The organism is Nodularia sp. UHCC 0506 (assembly GCF_034931045.1).
Classification (GTDB): Bacteria; Cyanobacteriota; Cyanobacteriia; order Cyanobacteriales; family Nostocaceae; genus Nodularia.
Window position 1 is genome coordinate 23,317 of the sequence record NZ_JAYGHH010000055.1, and the last position, 15,966, is coordinate 39,282.

General features: G+C 39.6%; 13 protein-coding genes and 2 pseudogenes. 9 read left to right on the forward strand and 6 right to left on the reverse strand.

Annotated features, from left to right (window positions below; genetic code table 11):
* Positions 1–61: 61 nt before the first annotated feature.
* The 4 genes from VB654_RS21870 (at position 62) to purU (ending at position 4,373) form a co-directional block, all read left to right on the forward strand.
* A complete protein-coding gene (locus VB654_RS21870) occupies positions 62–874 on the forward strand; it encodes an ABC transporter permease (RefSeq protein WP_323215903.1) in 813 nt (270 codons plus the stop codon).
* Between the two features lie 37 nt (positions 875–911).
* Positions 912–2,711 carry a GldG family protein gene (locus VB654_RS21875; protein WP_323215915.1) on the forward strand — a complete coding sequence of 600 codons (1,800 nt, stop codon included), beginning with the start codon at positions 912–914 and terminating at the stop codon, positions 2,709–2,711.
* A gap of 178 nt (positions 2,712–2,889) precedes the next feature.
* Positions 2,890–3,501 carry a DUF4340 domain-containing protein gene (locus tag VB654_RS21880; RefSeq protein WP_323215904.1) on the forward strand — a complete coding sequence of 204 codons (612 nt, stop codon included), beginning with the start codon at positions 2,890–2,892 and terminating at the stop codon, positions 3,499–3,501.
* A gap of 17 nt (positions 3,502–3,518) precedes the next feature.
* The gene (purU, locus tag VB654_RS21885; RefSeq protein WP_323215905.1) at positions 3,519–4,373 is read left to right on the forward strand and encodes a formyltetrahydrofolate deformylase; all 855 of its coding nucleotides are present in this window, start codon (positions 3,519–3,521) and stop codon (positions 4,371–4,373) included.
* An 89-nt stretch (positions 4,374–4,462) separates the two neighbouring features.
* Here the strand turns inward: purU and VB654_RS21890 are convergent, their stop codons facing one another.
* The 4 genes from VB654_RS21890 to VB654_RS21905 all read right to left on the reverse strand — a co-directional run bounded on the left by VB654_RS21890 (position 4,463) and on the right by VB654_RS21905 (position 8,804).
* Positions 4,463–4,861, reverse strand: a complete 399-nt coding sequence (locus tag VB654_RS21890; RefSeq protein ID WP_323215906.1) for a nuclear transport factor 2 family protein — start codon at positions 4,859–4,861, stop codon at positions 4,463–4,465.
* Positions 4,862–4,936: 75 nt separating this feature from the next.
* Entirely contained in the window at positions 4,937–5,314 is a 378-nt protein-coding gene (locus VB654_RS21895) for a hypothetical protein (RefSeq protein ID WP_323215907.1), read from the reverse strand.
* Positions 5,315–5,630: 316 nt separating this feature from the next.
* Entirely contained in the window at positions 5,631–7,019 is a 1,389-nt protein-coding gene (hisS, locus tag VB654_RS21900) for a histidine--tRNA ligase (protein ID WP_323215908.1), read from the reverse strand.
* 366 nt (positions 7,020–7,385) lie between these two features.
* The gene (locus VB654_RS21905) at positions 7,386–8,804 is read right to left on the reverse strand and encodes an aldehyde dehydrogenase family protein (protein ID WP_323215909.1); all 1,419 of its coding nucleotides are present in this window, start codon (positions 8,802–8,804) and stop codon (positions 7,386–7,388) included.
* Positions 8,805–8,954: 150 nt separating this feature from the next.
* Between VB654_RS21905 and VB654_RS25285 the strand changes: the two genes are divergently transcribed.
* Positions 8,955–9,083, forward strand: a complete 129-nt coding sequence (locus VB654_RS25285; RefSeq protein ID WP_416235703.1) for a hypothetical protein — start codon at positions 8,955–8,957, stop codon at positions 9,081–9,083.
* Between the two features lie 178 nt (positions 9,084–9,261).
* Here the strand turns inward: VB654_RS25285 and VB654_RS21915 are convergent, their stop codons facing one another.
* Positions 9,262–10,239: a metal ABC transporter substrate-binding protein gene (locus tag VB654_RS21915; protein WP_323215910.1), complete on the reverse strand. Its 978-nt coding sequence runs from the start codon at positions 10,237–10,239 to the stop codon at positions 9,262–9,264.
* Between the two features lie 89 nt (positions 10,240–10,328).
* Here VB654_RS21915 and VB654_RS21920 point away from each other — a divergent pair, with 89 nt between their 5' ends.
* From VB654_RS21920 to VB654_RS21930, 3 genes are all read left to right on the forward strand, one after another.
* Positions 10,329–11,129 (forward strand): metal ABC transporter ATP-binding protein, encoded by an 801-nt coding sequence (locus VB654_RS21920; RefSeq protein ID WP_323215911.1) that lies wholly within the window; start codon positions 10,329–10,331, stop codon positions 11,127–11,129.
* An 86-nt stretch (positions 11,130–11,215) separates the two neighbouring features.
* The gene (locus VB654_RS21925; protein ID WP_323215912.1) at positions 11,216–12,502 is read left to right on the forward strand and encodes an FAD-binding oxidoreductase; all 1,287 of its coding nucleotides are present in this window, start codon (positions 11,216–11,218) and stop codon (positions 12,500–12,502) included.
* 95 nt (positions 12,503–12,597) lie between these two features.
* The gene (locus VB654_RS21930; RefSeq protein ID WP_323215913.1) at positions 12,598–13,953 is read left to right on the forward strand and encodes a (Fe-S)-binding protein; all 1,356 of its coding nucleotides are present in this window, start codon (positions 12,598–12,600) and stop codon (positions 13,951–13,953) included.
* Positions 13,954–14,162: 209 nt separating this feature from the next.
* Here VB654_RS21930 and VB654_RS21935 read toward each other — a convergent pair.
* Positions 14,163–15,089 (reverse strand): annotated as a pseudogene (locus tag VB654_RS21935) (hypothetical protein); the annotation flags it as partial.
* Between the two features lie 160 nt (positions 15,090–15,249).
* Between VB654_RS21935 and VB654_RS21940 the strand changes: the two are divergent.
* A pseudogene (locus VB654_RS21940) lies at positions 15,250–15,966 on the forward strand (ISH3 family transposase); the annotation flags it as partial.

Below are 15,966 nucleotides of genomic sequence, written 5' to 3' on the forward strand. Positions count from 1 at the left end.
CGAAGAAAAGAATTTAGATGTCGTTGCAAATTCAGAAACCACCGAAGGAGAAACAGCATAAATGGGTATAGTTCTAAGTAATATTATTGCCATTTATCGCCGAGAGTTACAGAGTTATTTTATCTCGCCCTTAGCTTATGCGATCGCCAGCATATTTTGGTTCATCGGCGGCTTATTCTTTGTCACAATTTTACTAGGGCCAGATGGAATTCTGCTCGCAGTGGCACAATTAGATTCACAAGGACAACAACTAGGTATACCAATACCGCCCATAGATGTCCCCTATGAATTTGTCCGGGCATTTTTGGATCGCATGGGTTGGCTATTGTTATTTATTTTACCAATTCTTTCAATGGGGCTGTATGCTGAAGAACGCAAGCGTGGGACTTTGGAACTTTTAGCCACCTCACCAGTCACTAACTGGGCAGTAGCTATAGGTAAATTATTAGGGGTGCTGACATTTTTTACTACACTGATTGTACCGTTGTTTGGATTTCAGGCGATCGCCATCAGTGCATCAAATCCTCCCATGTCGCCGACAATTCCCTTACTGGGGCATTTGGGCTTAATCTTGTTAGCAGCCGCAATTTTATCATTAGGAATGTTTGTGTCCTCTCTCACCGACAGCACAATTTTGTCTGCTGTCCTCACCTTCGCCCTGGTTTTATTATTATTGTTTGTAGATGTGATTGCTAAAAGTATCGGTGGGCCAGTAGGAGAAATCTTAGGTCATTTCTCATTGTTAAAACATTACAATACTCTCATTCAAGGTATTTTTGATACCAGCGCCTTGATTTTATTTACCAGTTACATTTTTTTAGGTATCTTTCTCACAGCCCAGTCAATTGATGCGCTGCGTTTTCAACGGCGGTAGTTAGTAGTTAATTGACTAATGAGTAATGGCAAATAACATGAAGATTATCAAAGAAAAGAAACTGGGAAAATATTTATTTTGGCTAGGCCCATTTTTATTAGCTGTGGGCTTAACATCTGGATTAGTTTCGGGGAACTGGGGAATTATTCCCTTCGTATTTCTCATTGCTGGAACTGTAATTAGTGGAATCTGGGTAGTATTGCAAAGCCAAAAAAATCAATGGTGGAATCGTCGTTCTACTCAAGTTAGTACTAATGCCTTAATTACTATTGTGGCTGTATTTGTGATTTTAGGGTTAGTTAACTTTTTGGGAACTCGCTACAACTTGCGGAAAGACTTAACAGAACCCCAATTATTTACTCTAGCCCCTCAATCTCAAACCTTAGTGCGTAGCTTACCGCAACCAGTTAAAGTATGGATATTTGATGTGAATAGGAATCCCCAAGATAGGGAATTACTAGAAAACTATCGACGACAAAGTTCAAATTTCCAATTTGAGTATATTGACCCTCAAGCTAGACCGACCCTAGCAAACAAGTTTGGTGTTAAAGATTATGGGGAAGTTTATTTAGAATCTGGAGATAATCGCCAATTAGTGCAAACGTTAAACGTCAACGAACGTTTGTCAGAAATTAGACTCACAAATCGTTTGCAACAAATTAGTAGTACAACCACAACTGCTGTTTACTTTCTTCAAGGTCATGGCGAACAAGCGATAACATCTGGTCAGGGGGGAATTTCGCAAGCAATTCAAGGATTAAGTGATATAAATTACATTGCATCCCCATTAAATTTAGTAGAAAAATCTCAAGTTCCAGAAGATGCAGATGTTGTTGTTGTTGCTGGGCCGAAACGAGAATTATTTGATAACGAGGTGAAAGCCTTACAAAATTATCTCAATCGTGGTGGTAATGCACTATTAATGATTGACCCCAATACTGAAACCAATCTCAACAGCTTGTTGCAAGAGTGGGGTGTTAATTTAGATAATCGTTTAGCTGTGGATGTTTCTGGGGCTGGTGTGGGACTTGGCCCGGCTGTTCCTATTGTTACAAATTACGGGCAGCATCCCATTACAAAAGATTTTGGTAATGGCATTTCTTTTTATCGATTAGCAAGACCTTTAGAAATTACTCCCATAGCTGGAATCGAATCTACCACTTTACTGCAAACCAAAGCCTATCCTGAAAGTTGGGGTGAAAGCGACCAGCAAAGCGAAAAATTAGAGTTTGACCCGGAAACGGATATTCCAGGGCCTCTGACTTTGGGTGTGGCTTTGACGAAAACAATCCCAGCAAAAACTCAACCAACTCCCGAAGTTTCACCCACACCAACTCCCGAAGTTTCACCCACGCCAACTCCCAAAGCTTCACCCACACCAACTCCCGAAGCTTCACCCACACCAACTCCCGAAGCTTCACCCACACCAACTCCCGAAGCTTCACCCACCCCTACACCAACTCCCGAAACTTCACCCACCCCTACACCAACTCCCGAAGCTTCACCCACCCCTACAGAGGAAACTACCCCCACATCTCCAACCGCAGAAAAGCCCGCAGAACCTACGATTGAATCACGGTTAGTAGTAATCGGAGATTCGGATTTCATCACCGATGGCTTATTTGAACAGCAACTTAATGGTGATGTATTTCTAAACTCAGTTACTTGGTTGAGTCAACAAGACCAGCAACCCCTTTCAATTCGCCCCAAAGAACCTAGAAATCGGCGCATTAATTTGAACATCGAACAAGCTAATCTTTTAACCTTGTCGTCTTTGTTATTACTACCTGTAATGGGGTTAATAGCTGCGGCTATTATTTGGTGGAAACGGAGATAAGTAAGTTGGTGAGAATAAACCTAACTATGTGAAGAAATGTGAAAATGTTGTAACTTAGCCCGCAGTAAGGGCTTTAGCCCTTACTACAAACCTTTAATTATTGGCGACGGCTTAATTCAAGAATGAAAAGCAAAATTTTCCACTTTTTACTTTTCATTTAATTTGGGATATATTAAATATGAAATTACAAAAAACAACTTTAATTTTAATCTTGTTAGCGTTGGGTTTGAGTGGTTTTGTTTATTTCTATGAAATAAAAGGTGAACCTCAGCGAGAAGAAATCAAAACACAGAAACAACGAATTTTTTCTTTTAAAGAAGAGGATATACAATCTTTAAGCGTCAGAACAAAAGATATTACTCTGAATTTAAAACGTAACATTGAAACCGAAAATTTCCAGTGGTTGCTAACATCGCCGACATCAGAACCAGCAAATGATGCTATAGTTGCTTATTTAACGAATTTGTTAGTTCAAGGTCAAAGCGATCGCACTTTATCAACTCCAGCTAATCAATTAGAGGAATTTGGTTTCAATGAACCACTAGCCACGATTAATATTAACCTCAAAAATCAAAAAAATTATCAGCTAATTTTGGGGAAACCTGACTTTAATCGGAGCTTTTTATATGCTAAAACCGATTCTGCAACCCCAAAAAATGGTAATGTAAATATTCTGCTAGTATCTACAGATTTTCAAAATGCCGTCAATCGGGAACTTTCAGAATGGAAACAACCTAAAGATACAAGTGAGGATCGAACAACTCCAGAAAACGAAACCAGCAATAATTAAAATTTAACTCAGGTTACATGACCAATCCTACCGCCACGTTGCTTATTTCCTGCCCTGACCGCAGAGGATTAGTTGCAAAATTTGCCAATTTCATCTATGCTAATGGCGGTAATATTATCCATGCCGACCAGCATACAGATTTTGCGGCTGGATTATTTCTCACCCGGATTGAATGGCAGTTAAATGGGTTTAATTTACCACGAGAATTTATTGCCCCTGCATTTAATGCGATCGCGCAACCTTTAGATGCTACATGGCAACTGCACTTTTCTGACACTATACCACGGATTGCCATTTGGGTAAGTAGGCAAGACCATTGTTTATTTGATTTAATTTGGCGACAACGCGCCAAAGAATTTGCAGCAGAGATTCCCCTAATAATCAGTAATCATGCTAACTTACAGAACGTAGCAGAGCAATTTGGCATTGATTTTCACCATATTCCCATCACCAAAGATCACAAAGCTCAACAAGAAGGACAACAACTAGAATTACTCCAACAATATCAAATTGATTTAGTAGTTTTAGCAAAATATATGCAAATTGTCAGTGCAGATTTCATTGAAAAATTTCCCAAAATTATTAATATTCATCATTCATTTTTACCAGCTTTTGTAGGTGCAAATCCCTATCACCGAGCCTTTGAACGTGGTGTTAAAATTATTGGGGCGACAGCACATTATGCCACTGCTGATTTAGATGCTGGGCCAATTATAGAACAAGATGTAGTGCGAGTCAGTCACCGTGATGAAGTTGATGATTTAATCAGAAAAGGTAAAGATTTAGAACGAGTTGTATTAGCAAGAGCCGTGAGATTGCATTTACAAAATCGGGTTTTAGTATATACTAATAGAACAGTAGTATTTGGATGATTATTTAGGGTTTGCTGTTCGCGTAGCGTTCCGAAAGATTATGTGGAATTTGCTTGTGTAGTAGTGAATTATATTTACCCCATACTTTACTAAAAAGATTTACCATCACTACCAAAATATTCCCGATAGCCATAAATTTTATCACCACGCACATCAAAAGAAACTGCTACCCGATTTTTATAAGGCTGATTCAATAATAGTCCCTCATCACGAAACTCAAAAACAACAGTTGTTTCATTACTGGTAACTCGGTCTAGAGAAGTTAATTGAATTCCTGAATTAAAAGATTCCGAGACATATTGAAAAAAATCTCTAGCCCTGTCTTTTCCTTGATTTAAACCGTGAAATTTGCCCATGGGGAACCAAAAGGTAAAATCTTCTGTAAGCATATCTAAAAATGCTTGCCATTCACCTGTCGCTAAACCGTGGCTAAAATTGTCAAATGCTTTTTCAGCAACTTTCAAAGTTTTTTCTGACTGTTCTGACATCCTGATTATCCTTTTTTTGTATCATCACACACTCCTTGAGGATGTAGTCTTTATCCTATCCCGTTTTCGGCTGTTTTATTTGAATTCGCCAACATTGTCTTCGCTACATTTCTCCCTGATTCGTTGAAACCACTCTTGTGAATCTTCAATAGTTACAACTATTTTGGCAAATTCCTCATCTTGCAAGGTCAAAACTAGATAATTTTGTATGTTTTGGTTAATGTACCAGAACTCTTTCCCCAAACAAGTATAAAAAGTACCAGCTTTTAAAACAAAGGGAATATGAGTCCCCGGCGCACGAATAGCATGACCCTGAATGTTAGGAAATTCATTTGTAATATTGGTGATATGCGATAAGGGAATCGTTATGGTCGAGTTTGTTGTAATGGCAAAAATTTGCTCATACCATTCCAATTCAATTCTTAAACAATTAGCAACAAATCGTAGTTTCATGGAATAATCTCCCAAAATAAAGAGTTTTAGAGGATGTTTGAAAAGTCTGAAAGGGTGTAAAAAGCTCTCTGGGTAAAAGCTGTGAAATATTCACTATCATGAGTCATGAGTAAAGCCGCGCACAGAAACACCTTTTCAAAATAACGCTGATAAATGCGGGTTTGGGTAAAAAACCACGCTTTTCACTTGCGCTAAAATCTCCCTTTTACTAAGAAGAAAGGTTATAGGTGAGGTTCTGTATTTTATTAAACCCGTGTTCCTTCTTATTCCTTTGCGCCTGGTGCGCCTCTGCGTGAGACAAAAATAAATCATTAATTTACCCAAGTCTATTTTTTATTTCTCCAGCCAAATTTTCTAGCGTAACTTCTATTTGCTCACCCGATTTTAAATCTTTGAGGGATGACTTTTGCGCTGCTGCTTCCTCAGAACCAATAATTACACAGAATTGAATTCCTTGTTTATCAGCCAGTTGAAATTGTTTCCCCAATGGACGTTTATCAAAATTAGTCACAACATTAAGTCCAGCCCGCCGCAGATTTTGAGAAACATTTAAATAAATAGGCATTAAATCTGCTTGCATATTCACTACCATTACCTGCGCTGGTGTAGCAGATAAGGTATTAAGAATACCAGCTTTAAGCAAGCGACTAATTAACCGAGTTAAACCAATAGAAATACCCACACCCGGCATTTTTTCACCCAAAAATGTCCCCACCAATTCCTCATATCTGCCGCCAGAACAGATACTACCTAAAGCTTCATGTCCTAATAAAGTTGTTTCGTATACTGTCCCAGTATAATAATCAAGACCACGTGCAATAGATAAATCAATACAAAAACGCTTTTCAGATACTCCCAAATTACGCACACCTGCAACTACAGTTGCTAATTCAGTTACACCTAAATTAAATTGTTCCGCTTCTGGGAGATTTTCAGCCAGATGCTTTAGCTTATCTAACACTTGGTCAATAGTGCCGTTAATACTGATGAAATCAATAATTTTTTGAGTTTGTTCAGGAATAATTCCTTCTGTGTCTAAAGATTGTTTAACTTTAGCTTCTCCAATTTTCTCCAGATTATCAATAATGCTAATACAGGATTTAATTTTATTTTCTGCAATTCCCACAGATTGGAAAAAACCTGTCAGAATTTTACGATTATTAATCCGAATTAAAAAATCACCAATATTCACAGCTTCAAATATTTCGGTGATAATTGCCGGCATCTGAGCATCGTACAGTAAACTGAGTTCACGACGAGCAACTACATCAATGTCACACTGACGAAATTGGCGAAAACGCCCATCTTTTGCCCGTTCTCCCCGGAACACTACATCCGTTTGGTAACGTGCAAAGGGAAAAGTTAATTCATTCAAATTACGCGCAATATAAGCTGCTAAAGGCACAGTTTGATCAAATTTTAAGGCTCTAGCTTCTGAACCTGTTTCGCCGGCTTTTTCTTTCTCAGCTTGGCGATTTGGTGGTAATATAGGCTCAATACCATAAATGATATTATCCCCTTGATTTCCTTTGGCTTGAAGAACTTCTAAACGTTCAATTGCGGGGGTTTCAATGGGTGTAAATCCGTAGCTTTCAAAGACTCGACGAATATTATCTAATAAGTATACTTCTAGGCGTTTTTCACTGGGGAGAAATTCGGGAAATCCACTAGGAGTTGAAAAGTTGATTTTGTCGCTTTTCGCCATATTTGTACTTTGTTAAGTATGAGTTTGAGAGTTTAAATTATAGCGCTTCTGGGATGAATAACAAAATGTATGAGAAATAATCACGAACGTTTCTTCATAACTTTGCGTAAGTCCTGGATTTAAATAAAGGCACATTCACTAAAATTCACACACCATAAAAATAATAATTCATGCAAAAATTATATTCGCTGTTCTTGTACTAAGGTGCGTTAAACCAATGCCAAGTACGGAAACGAAAGTTATGACAATGTACAAGCACCAGACCATTTACCTTCATGGCTTGCCATCACGGGTATTTCTACTTTAATGATAGACATTTGACATTTCCTGTATTGTGGGCTTGACTAGGGATTTATAAAAAAGACTTCACTGGTTATTAAACCACCAAGGGTCATTACTAGAGTTAGTCTTAATCAAAAATGCTTTTTTTCGCAGGAAGCGTTTGATTGATGCTGGCCCCATCCGTGACCCACCAAGACCGGAGAATTTAAAGGAATTCTTTTCTCCCTCATATATGATGGCAGTCAAAGCGGCATCATTGATACTAATAGTACCTGCATCGATTTGGTCAGCTACTGCTAAGGCTTCTGTTTCCGTCTCGGCAAACACCGCAGCACTCAGTCCATATATAGAGTCATTTGCTAAGTATACCGCTTCCTCTACTGTGGGAAATGGCATCACTGGCATGATGGGGCCAAAAGTTTCTTCTGTCATCACTTTCATGGAATGGTTGACTTGGGTGATAACTGTGGGACGACACCACCAACCTCCGCCTAATTGTTCTACTTTACCGCCACAATGAATTAATGCGCCCTTTTCGATAGCATCTCTAAGATGGTCGTGAATAATTGCGGCTTGTCTTTCGGCGATGATGGGGCCAATTTCTCCACTGTCAACTCTGGGGTGGGCTAACTGCAAACGATGGGCTTTGGCTACTAGTTGATGATAAAATTCTTCAAATATTGATTCGGCGACGTAAATTCGCTCAATTGAAAGGCACGACTGTCCAGTATTGACCACTGAACCCCATAAAATTGCTGAGGTGGCTAATTCTAAATCTGCTGATTCCAACACAATGGCGGGGTCTTTTCCCCCTAATTCTAAAAAAGCGGGAATAAATCTTTTAGCTGCGGCTTCTGCGACTTTTCTGCCTGTGGCGACACTACCTGTAAAGCAGACTAAATCTACATTTTCTACTAGGGTAGCACCTGTTTCACCTGCACCCTCGGCAAAACTTAGTACGTCACGCAAATTTGGGACTGTATTCAGGGCTGTAATCAATGGGGCGACGAAGCGGGGGGCGATTTCACTGGGTTTGACGATGACGGCACAACCTGCCAATAATGCCGGAATAGTATCAATTGTAGACAGTAATAGGGGGAAATTCCACGGGCTAATTACTCCCACTAAGGGGTAAGGTACTGATGCTTGTTGCAGGGTGATGAAGGGAATGGCTGTATTTTTGGCTGAGGGTTCTAGTAATTCTGGTGCTAACCTACACCAACGATCAATGCTAGAGAAGAAAGAGTCTATTTCTAATACTGAAGTTGATAATCTCCCTGTATCACATATTAATGCTTCTGTCAACTGTTCACGCCGCAGCAATATGGCTTGCTTCCATTCTAGTAAAGCATCAATTCTCGCTTCTATACCTATCTGTTGCCAGTGAATTTGCGCTCTCCGGGCGCGGTTACATTTGTGTATTAATAGCCTGGGTGGTGGTGGGAGAATTACATAGTCGAATTTTCCAGTTCGGGGGTTACGGATTTCGATTGGTTTAGTCATTAGTCATTAGTTTAGTTTTTATATTTATTCCCCCTCCTACAAATTAAATTATGCCTAATTTGGCTCAACGTTCAATGGTTTTTGGCTGTGCTTCTATAAAGTTTTTGCGGTCTACTTCTTTCTTCAGCATGATGTTGGCTGGGTAAAAGTGTGACTGTCCATAACTTTGGGAGTATAGCTCAAATCTTTGAAGTGGTGGTAAATTATTTAACCCAGGGTGGTGGCGATCGCATCCTCATACAGCTAAGTCAATCTCGGCAAAGTTTTAATATCCTTTGATTTGCTCTCCAACGAGAGGTTCAGATCCCCAATTTTTGAGAAAAATTGAGGATATTTGGTTTATTAACTTATTTTTAGGACTCCTCTTTGAATTTTGATAGCTTGCGTGGCGTAAGCCATATAAAACGACCTATACCTTGATGCCCTGTCCCCTGTTCCTTCCCGAATTCCTATAGAATTAATTTGTGGGCTGAAATGGCGTATATTTGCCCCCCAAGGCTTCTACAATAGTGCGGGTGTTTGCCTCCATCATTTTAATGTAAGAATCACTATCGCTGCCCTTTACACCAATAGAATCAGCATATAGTTCACGTGGTGCTAATTTTACACCTGCTTCTTGAGCAACAGTTGTAATTAAAGCTGGGTTGATTGTAGTTTCGGCAAAAATTGCTGGGACATTATTTTTTTTGATTGACTCTACCAACCGCGTTACTGTTTGGGCGCTTGGTTGTTCTTCTGTGCTAATCCCAATTAATGTCCCCGCGATCGCAAGACCATAAGCTCTACCATAATATTGAAAGGCATCATGAGTAGTTACTAGTTGGCGTTTGTCGGCGGGAATAGTTTGAATCTGTTGATTAATCCAGTTATGCAACTGCTGTAATTCCTGAGTTAATTGTGACGCTCTTTGGGTAAATTGTGCTTGATCTGCGGGGGATAATTTAATTAACTCATCCCGGATAACATTTACCATTGCGATCGCATTCTCTGCATTACCCCAAACATGAGGATCTGGGACAACGTTTCCTTCATATCCATCTAGCTGTAAGGGTTTGACAACTTCCCCCACTGGTATTTTCCGCACCTTCTCACCAGCCGCATTCATTAAATTAATCAGTCCTGGTTCTAAGTTGTAGCCGTTATACAAAATCAAATCGGCTGTTTCTAAAACCCGGCTGTCTGCTGGTGTCGGTTCATAAATATGAGGATCAACTCCTGGTTGGAGAATACTAGTTAACTGAATTTCGTCTCCCCCGACTTGTTCCGCCAAATCAGCAATAATGGTGCTAGTTGCAACTACTTGCGGCTGGCCATCTATCTCCGTAGTGATGCTGTTAGTGTCTACTTGGTTACACCCTACCATAGCAAGCCCTAACAAAACTCCCACTACCCCTTGCCAGCAGGATCTGGCTTTTGACTGAGTAATTGCTTTCATATACTTGTTAAACTGGTTATCATATTTCTCTCATTATTTAGGTTACACTATTCTCATATTCTTTTCATTTTTACTAAAAATTCCCCCAAATGAGAACTATTAATTTTCCCCTAAAAGCTAATGCTGTCTACCCCATGCAAGACACTCTAACACCCACCACTACAAGCATTAATATTGCCCATGCCGGGGTGCATTACCGGACAACAGAAGCTTTAAGAGACGTTAACTGTATGATCAAACCAGGCAGGATAACAGGAATTTTTGGACCGAATGGGGCAGGAAAAAGTACGTTAATGAAAGCCATGCTGGGTTTAGTTCCTCTGAGTAGCGGCACAGTTTTGTATCAAAATCAACCTTTGACACAGCAATTAGAGAAAGTTGCCTATATTCCCCAACGTAGTCAAATTGACTGGACTTACCCGGCGACAGTGTGGGATGTAGTGATGATGGGCCGGGTGAAAAAGACAGGTTGGTTGCGTAGCTTTTCCGCAGTCAGTCGCCAGGAAACCAAAAACGCCCTCAAGCGTGTGGAAATGTGGGAATATTGCGATCGCCCCATTGGAGAATTATCAGGGGGACAACAACAAAGAGTATTTTTAGCCCGTGCGTTGGCACAGCAAGCAGACATATTTTGCTTTGATGAACCATTGGTAGGTATTGACCAAAAAACCCAAACGGTGATTTTTGAAGTCTTCCACGAACTGGCGGCGGCTGGTAAAATTGTCTTGGTAGTTAACCACGACTTGGGTGAATCAATCACCAACTTTGATAATTTAATTTTACTAAATCGGGAATTAATCGCTACAGGTTCAAGGCAGCAAGTTTTGACCAAGGAAAATCTCTATAGTGCTTATAACGGTCAAGTAATATACTTTGAAGATGCAGCTTAAATTCTTTCTATCTCTGCGACCCCTGTAAATACTTGCTTGGTGAAATTAACCAGTACATTAGATATAGGGACTACAGAAAGAAACTGATGAACGCGATCGCCTCTTCTCTTGCATCTATCATCGAAGAAAATGCCATCTATCCTTGGGCAAACCTGGAACTCAACCAGCAAAAACAGATCCAACCAGCGATGATCGCATCTGCAAAACCTCCTAGTTGTATCGTCTATCCCCGCACCCAAGCACAACTAGCAGCCGTCATCGCCGAGGCGCACCGTAATAACTGGCGTGTCCTTCCCTGTGGAAAATGCAGTAAAATCAACTGGGGTGGTTTAGTCCAAAGCGCTGATATCGTAGTTAGTACAGAACACATCAATCAACTAATTGCACACGCCGTTGGTGATTTAACAGTAACAGTAGAAGCCGGGATGCAGTTTTCCCATCTCCAGGCAATTTTAGTAAAATCGCGTCAATTTATCGCCCTTGACCCCAGCAGACCCGAATTAGCGACTATTGGCGGTATTGTTGCTACAGCTGATACAGGTTCCTTACGGCAACGTTATGGTAGTGTCCGTGACCAGTTACTAGGTATTACTTTTGTCCGCGCTGATGGGCAAATTGCCAAGGCTGGAGGGCGCGTTGTGAAAAATGTGGCTGGCTACGATTTAATGAAGTTATTCACTGGTTCTTACAGCACATTAGGCATTATTAGTCAAGTAACTTTTCGGGTTTATCCCCTAGCCGAAACATCTAGTACCGTGGTGCTAACTGGTACAGCAGAAGCTATATCCCAAGCGGCAAATACTCTCCGCAGTTCAGCATTAACACCAACTCAGGCTGATTTGCTCTCCACTCAACTAACTTCTAAGTTAGGCTTAAATCAGGGGTTGGGATTAATTGCACGTTTTCAAAGTATTAGTGAAAGTGTTAAGGAACAGTCAAATCGATTATTGGCAGTGGGGGAAAAATTGGGTTTAAATGGGACAATTTATGTGAATGAACATGAAAGCTCTCTATGGCAAAGATTGCAAGAAATAATGGATGATTCGGTAACAGATTCTGCAATTACCTGCAAAATAGGAGTATTACCTACTGCGGCTGTGGAGGCCTTGACTGAGGCGAAAATGGGTTTAATTCACCTGGCGAGTGGTTTGGGGTGGTTGCAATTTGAGGATAAAAATCTGGTTTTAAAAATGCGTCAGCAGTGTGAAATTAATAGGGGATTTTTGAGTATTTTAACAGCACCAAATCCGGTTAAGGAATCAATAGATGTTTGGGGTTATTCTGGTAATTCTTTGCAGGTGATGCGCCAAATTAAGGCTCAGTTTGATAGTAAAAATATTTTAAGTCCTGGTCGGTTTGTGGGTGGAATTTAGGAAACGTATCGCTAAAGCGAAAGCTTCGCTAACGCGTAGCGTGCGCGTAGCGCATACCGCAGAGAACACGGAGATAAAGAGGGGAAGAGGATAAAATGCAAGTTTCTGATAATTCTGTGAATGATACTGCTAGTATTAAAAATTTAAAGGGTTTTGATGTTAGTCAGCCACCTGATCCGAAGTTGATTGATAGTTGTGTACATTGTGGTTTTTGTCTGTCTACTTGTCCTAGTTATCGGGTGATTGGTAAGGAGATGGATTCTCCCAGGGGACGCATCTATTTAATGGATGCTATTAATGAGGGTGAAATTGCTCTGAATACGGCAACTGTTCAACATTTTGATTCTTGTTTGGGTTGTCTGGCTTGTGTGAGTACTTGTCCTTCTGGTGTGCAGTATGACAAGTTGATTTCTGCGACTCGTCACCAAGTTGAACGCAATTATTCCCGCAGTTTACCAGATAATTTGATTCGTCAACTGATATTTTCTTTGTTCCCCAATCCTGATTTATTACGCTTTTTTCTGTTTCCTTTGCTGGTTTATCAAAAGTTGGGTTTACCAAAGTTAGTCCGGGCTACAGGGTTACTGAAAAAAGTATCTCCCCGTTTGGCTGCAATGGAATCAATTTTACCAAAAATTACTCTTCAATCTTTTCAAGATAATTTACCCGATGTTATTCCCGCCCAAGGTGAGAAGCGTTACCGAGTTGGGGTAATTTTGGGATGTGTGCAACGGCTGTTTTTCTCTCCGATTAATGAAGCAACTGTCCGAGTTTTAACGGCTAATGGTTGTGAGGTGGTAATTCCGCAATCTCAAGGTTGTTGTGCGGCGCTTCCTGAACACCAAGGACAAACAGAACAGGCGAAGACGTTAGCTAGACAAATGATTGATAGTTTTGCTAATACCGATGTCGATTTTGTCATTATCAACGCTGCTGGTTGCGGTCATACTTTAAAAGAGTACGGTCACATTTTACAAGATGACCCAGAATATAAAGAAAAGGCTGAGGCTTTTGCTGCTAAGGTGAAAGATGCTCAAGAGTTTTTAGTCAATGTGGGCATGACAGCGAAACTATCACCATTAACTGATAAACCTTTAAATTTAGTTTATCAAGATGCTTGTCATTTATTACATGGACAAAAGATTAGTGTGCAACCCCGTCAGATGTTACGCCAAATTCCCGGAATCAAGTTAAGGGAACCCATAGATGCAGCTTTGTGTTGTGGTAGTGCTGGAGTTTACAATATGTTGCAACCAGAAGTTGCTGAGGAATTAGGACAGCAAAAAGTGCAGAATTTATTAAATACTGGTGCAGAGTTAATTGCTTCGGCTAATCCTGGTTGTACTTTGCAAATTACTAAACATCTGCAATTACAAGGGAAAAACATTTCAGTTATGCACCCAATGGAATTATTAGATTATTCAATTAGGGGCGTAAAATTGGATAAATAATCAACGCAATAACCATATTGTAAAGACGCGATTCATCGCGTCTTCAAACACCAATTCCATACATTATGATTAAGCTCGTAGTAAGGGCTTTAGCCCTAATCTTTCATGACTACATTTACTATCTAGCATCTCAAAAATGAGATAGTGAGGACTTTAGTCCTCACTACAAACCTTTAATTATTTACGCCGTCATACTTACTAATTACGAATTACGAACCTAAACCCAATAGCTGAGAAATCAACGGCAAAAGCTTACTACATTCTTCAACTAACTTAGTTGCACTGGGTAAATTAGCAACTGTCCCCTTCAAAATCTTCAAAGCTGTTTTCGCCGCCTTTTGCATAGCCCCCTCTTGCGGACTTTTCCCAGCTTCCGCCAAAGTCTTCACCTGTTCCAACGCCTCAGCTTTATCTTCTTGAGGTAAATCTTTCTCAGCCTCAATCGCTGCTTGCAATTGCGCCAACAATTCCTTAACTCCTGGTTTATCGGGTTCAGGTGAACTTGGTAACTCATTAATAGTATTTGTCACCGTACCACTAATTTCACCTAAATTCAAAGCTTGTCCACTAGCATTAAAATCACCGCCAACACTGCCAATATTAATATTACGGCTGGCATCATTACTGTTAGTCATAGGTTTATTTTCTAACTTATTATCAATTTGAACATTCATAGGTTTATTTGCCAACAAAGTCACAATGTCTTTCATATCTGCACTTTGTTGGCGATAGATGACTATCTCATTATCTTTAGCCTGTAATTGTGCTTTATATTTTTCTTCTACTGCTTGCAGTGCCAATTGATAATTTTGTGTAAAATCACTATGAATCTTTTCTTTATCAGCACCGTCAGGCACACCAACCTTAACAACGACTACCCCATCACCTTTATTTTCAATACTTTGTAAGGCTAATTCTGTGTCTTCATTTTGGTTCTGCACATTTTGAAAAGCATTAACAAAAGCCTTCCAATCAATGCCATTACGGAAAATCAAATCCACAGTATTTAAAACCTCTTCAAATAGCTTAGTAAATTCTCCTGGTTGAAATTCGCCACTACTGGGACGGCGTTCGCGGTCATCGGTTCCAGGTTTGGGGTTTTCTAGAAGATAGACAAAGCGACAATCTACATTATCAGTAAACCAAAAAGTTTTTTCCGAAAGAGCGATCGCTCATCACTCTTACGTAGAGTAAGGTAGTGTAAACTACTAAATACATAATTAATGCTTATACTGCTCTCTTGGGGTTCAAAAAATGAAATGATGAAAGTAGTGTGTAGCATATTGGCTGAAAAAATTGACTGTTTCATCAGAAGAACTAGTTTTAAGAGACTCAGAAACCCTTGAAGAGGTTATTGAGTGTTTAGTAGAAAATTTTTCTATTGAAACTCAGGGGGTATGTGACCAACAAACTTTATTTGAGATTCTTATCAAAGCAGCCAGCAGTGGAGATAGTATTGAGAATACAGCCAAATTATTAAAGAATGTTCCTACAGCTAATGATATTAGATATCATCTTAATAAAATCAACAATTTTGAAGAGTTAGAGACACGAATTAATCAAGCCTTGAAAAGTCGAATTCCTTTGGGGTTAAAAAAAGGATGTTTAAAAATAGCAATTGATTTAAATTTAATTTGTTATTATGGTAAGCCAACATTCTTAGAATTACCATACATATATAGAAGTGAAGCTAAATCTGGTACTCATTCATTTTATGCCTATGCAACTTTATATGTTATTAACAAAAATAAGCGTGTCACTCTAGCCGTCAGAGGTGTTCGCCAACTAGATACTAGTGTAGCGATAATTACTTATTTATTGGCAGAACTTGAATCCCTTAAAATAAATGTAAAAAAACTCTATTTAGATAGGGGATTTTTTAATACTCCTGTAATCAGATGGTTGCAAGCATTAGATATTCCATTTATGATACCTGCTATCAAGACAGGAAAAAAGGGAGGAATTAAACAGTTTTTGAAGGGAAGAAAAAGCTATAAAACTACGCATACTATT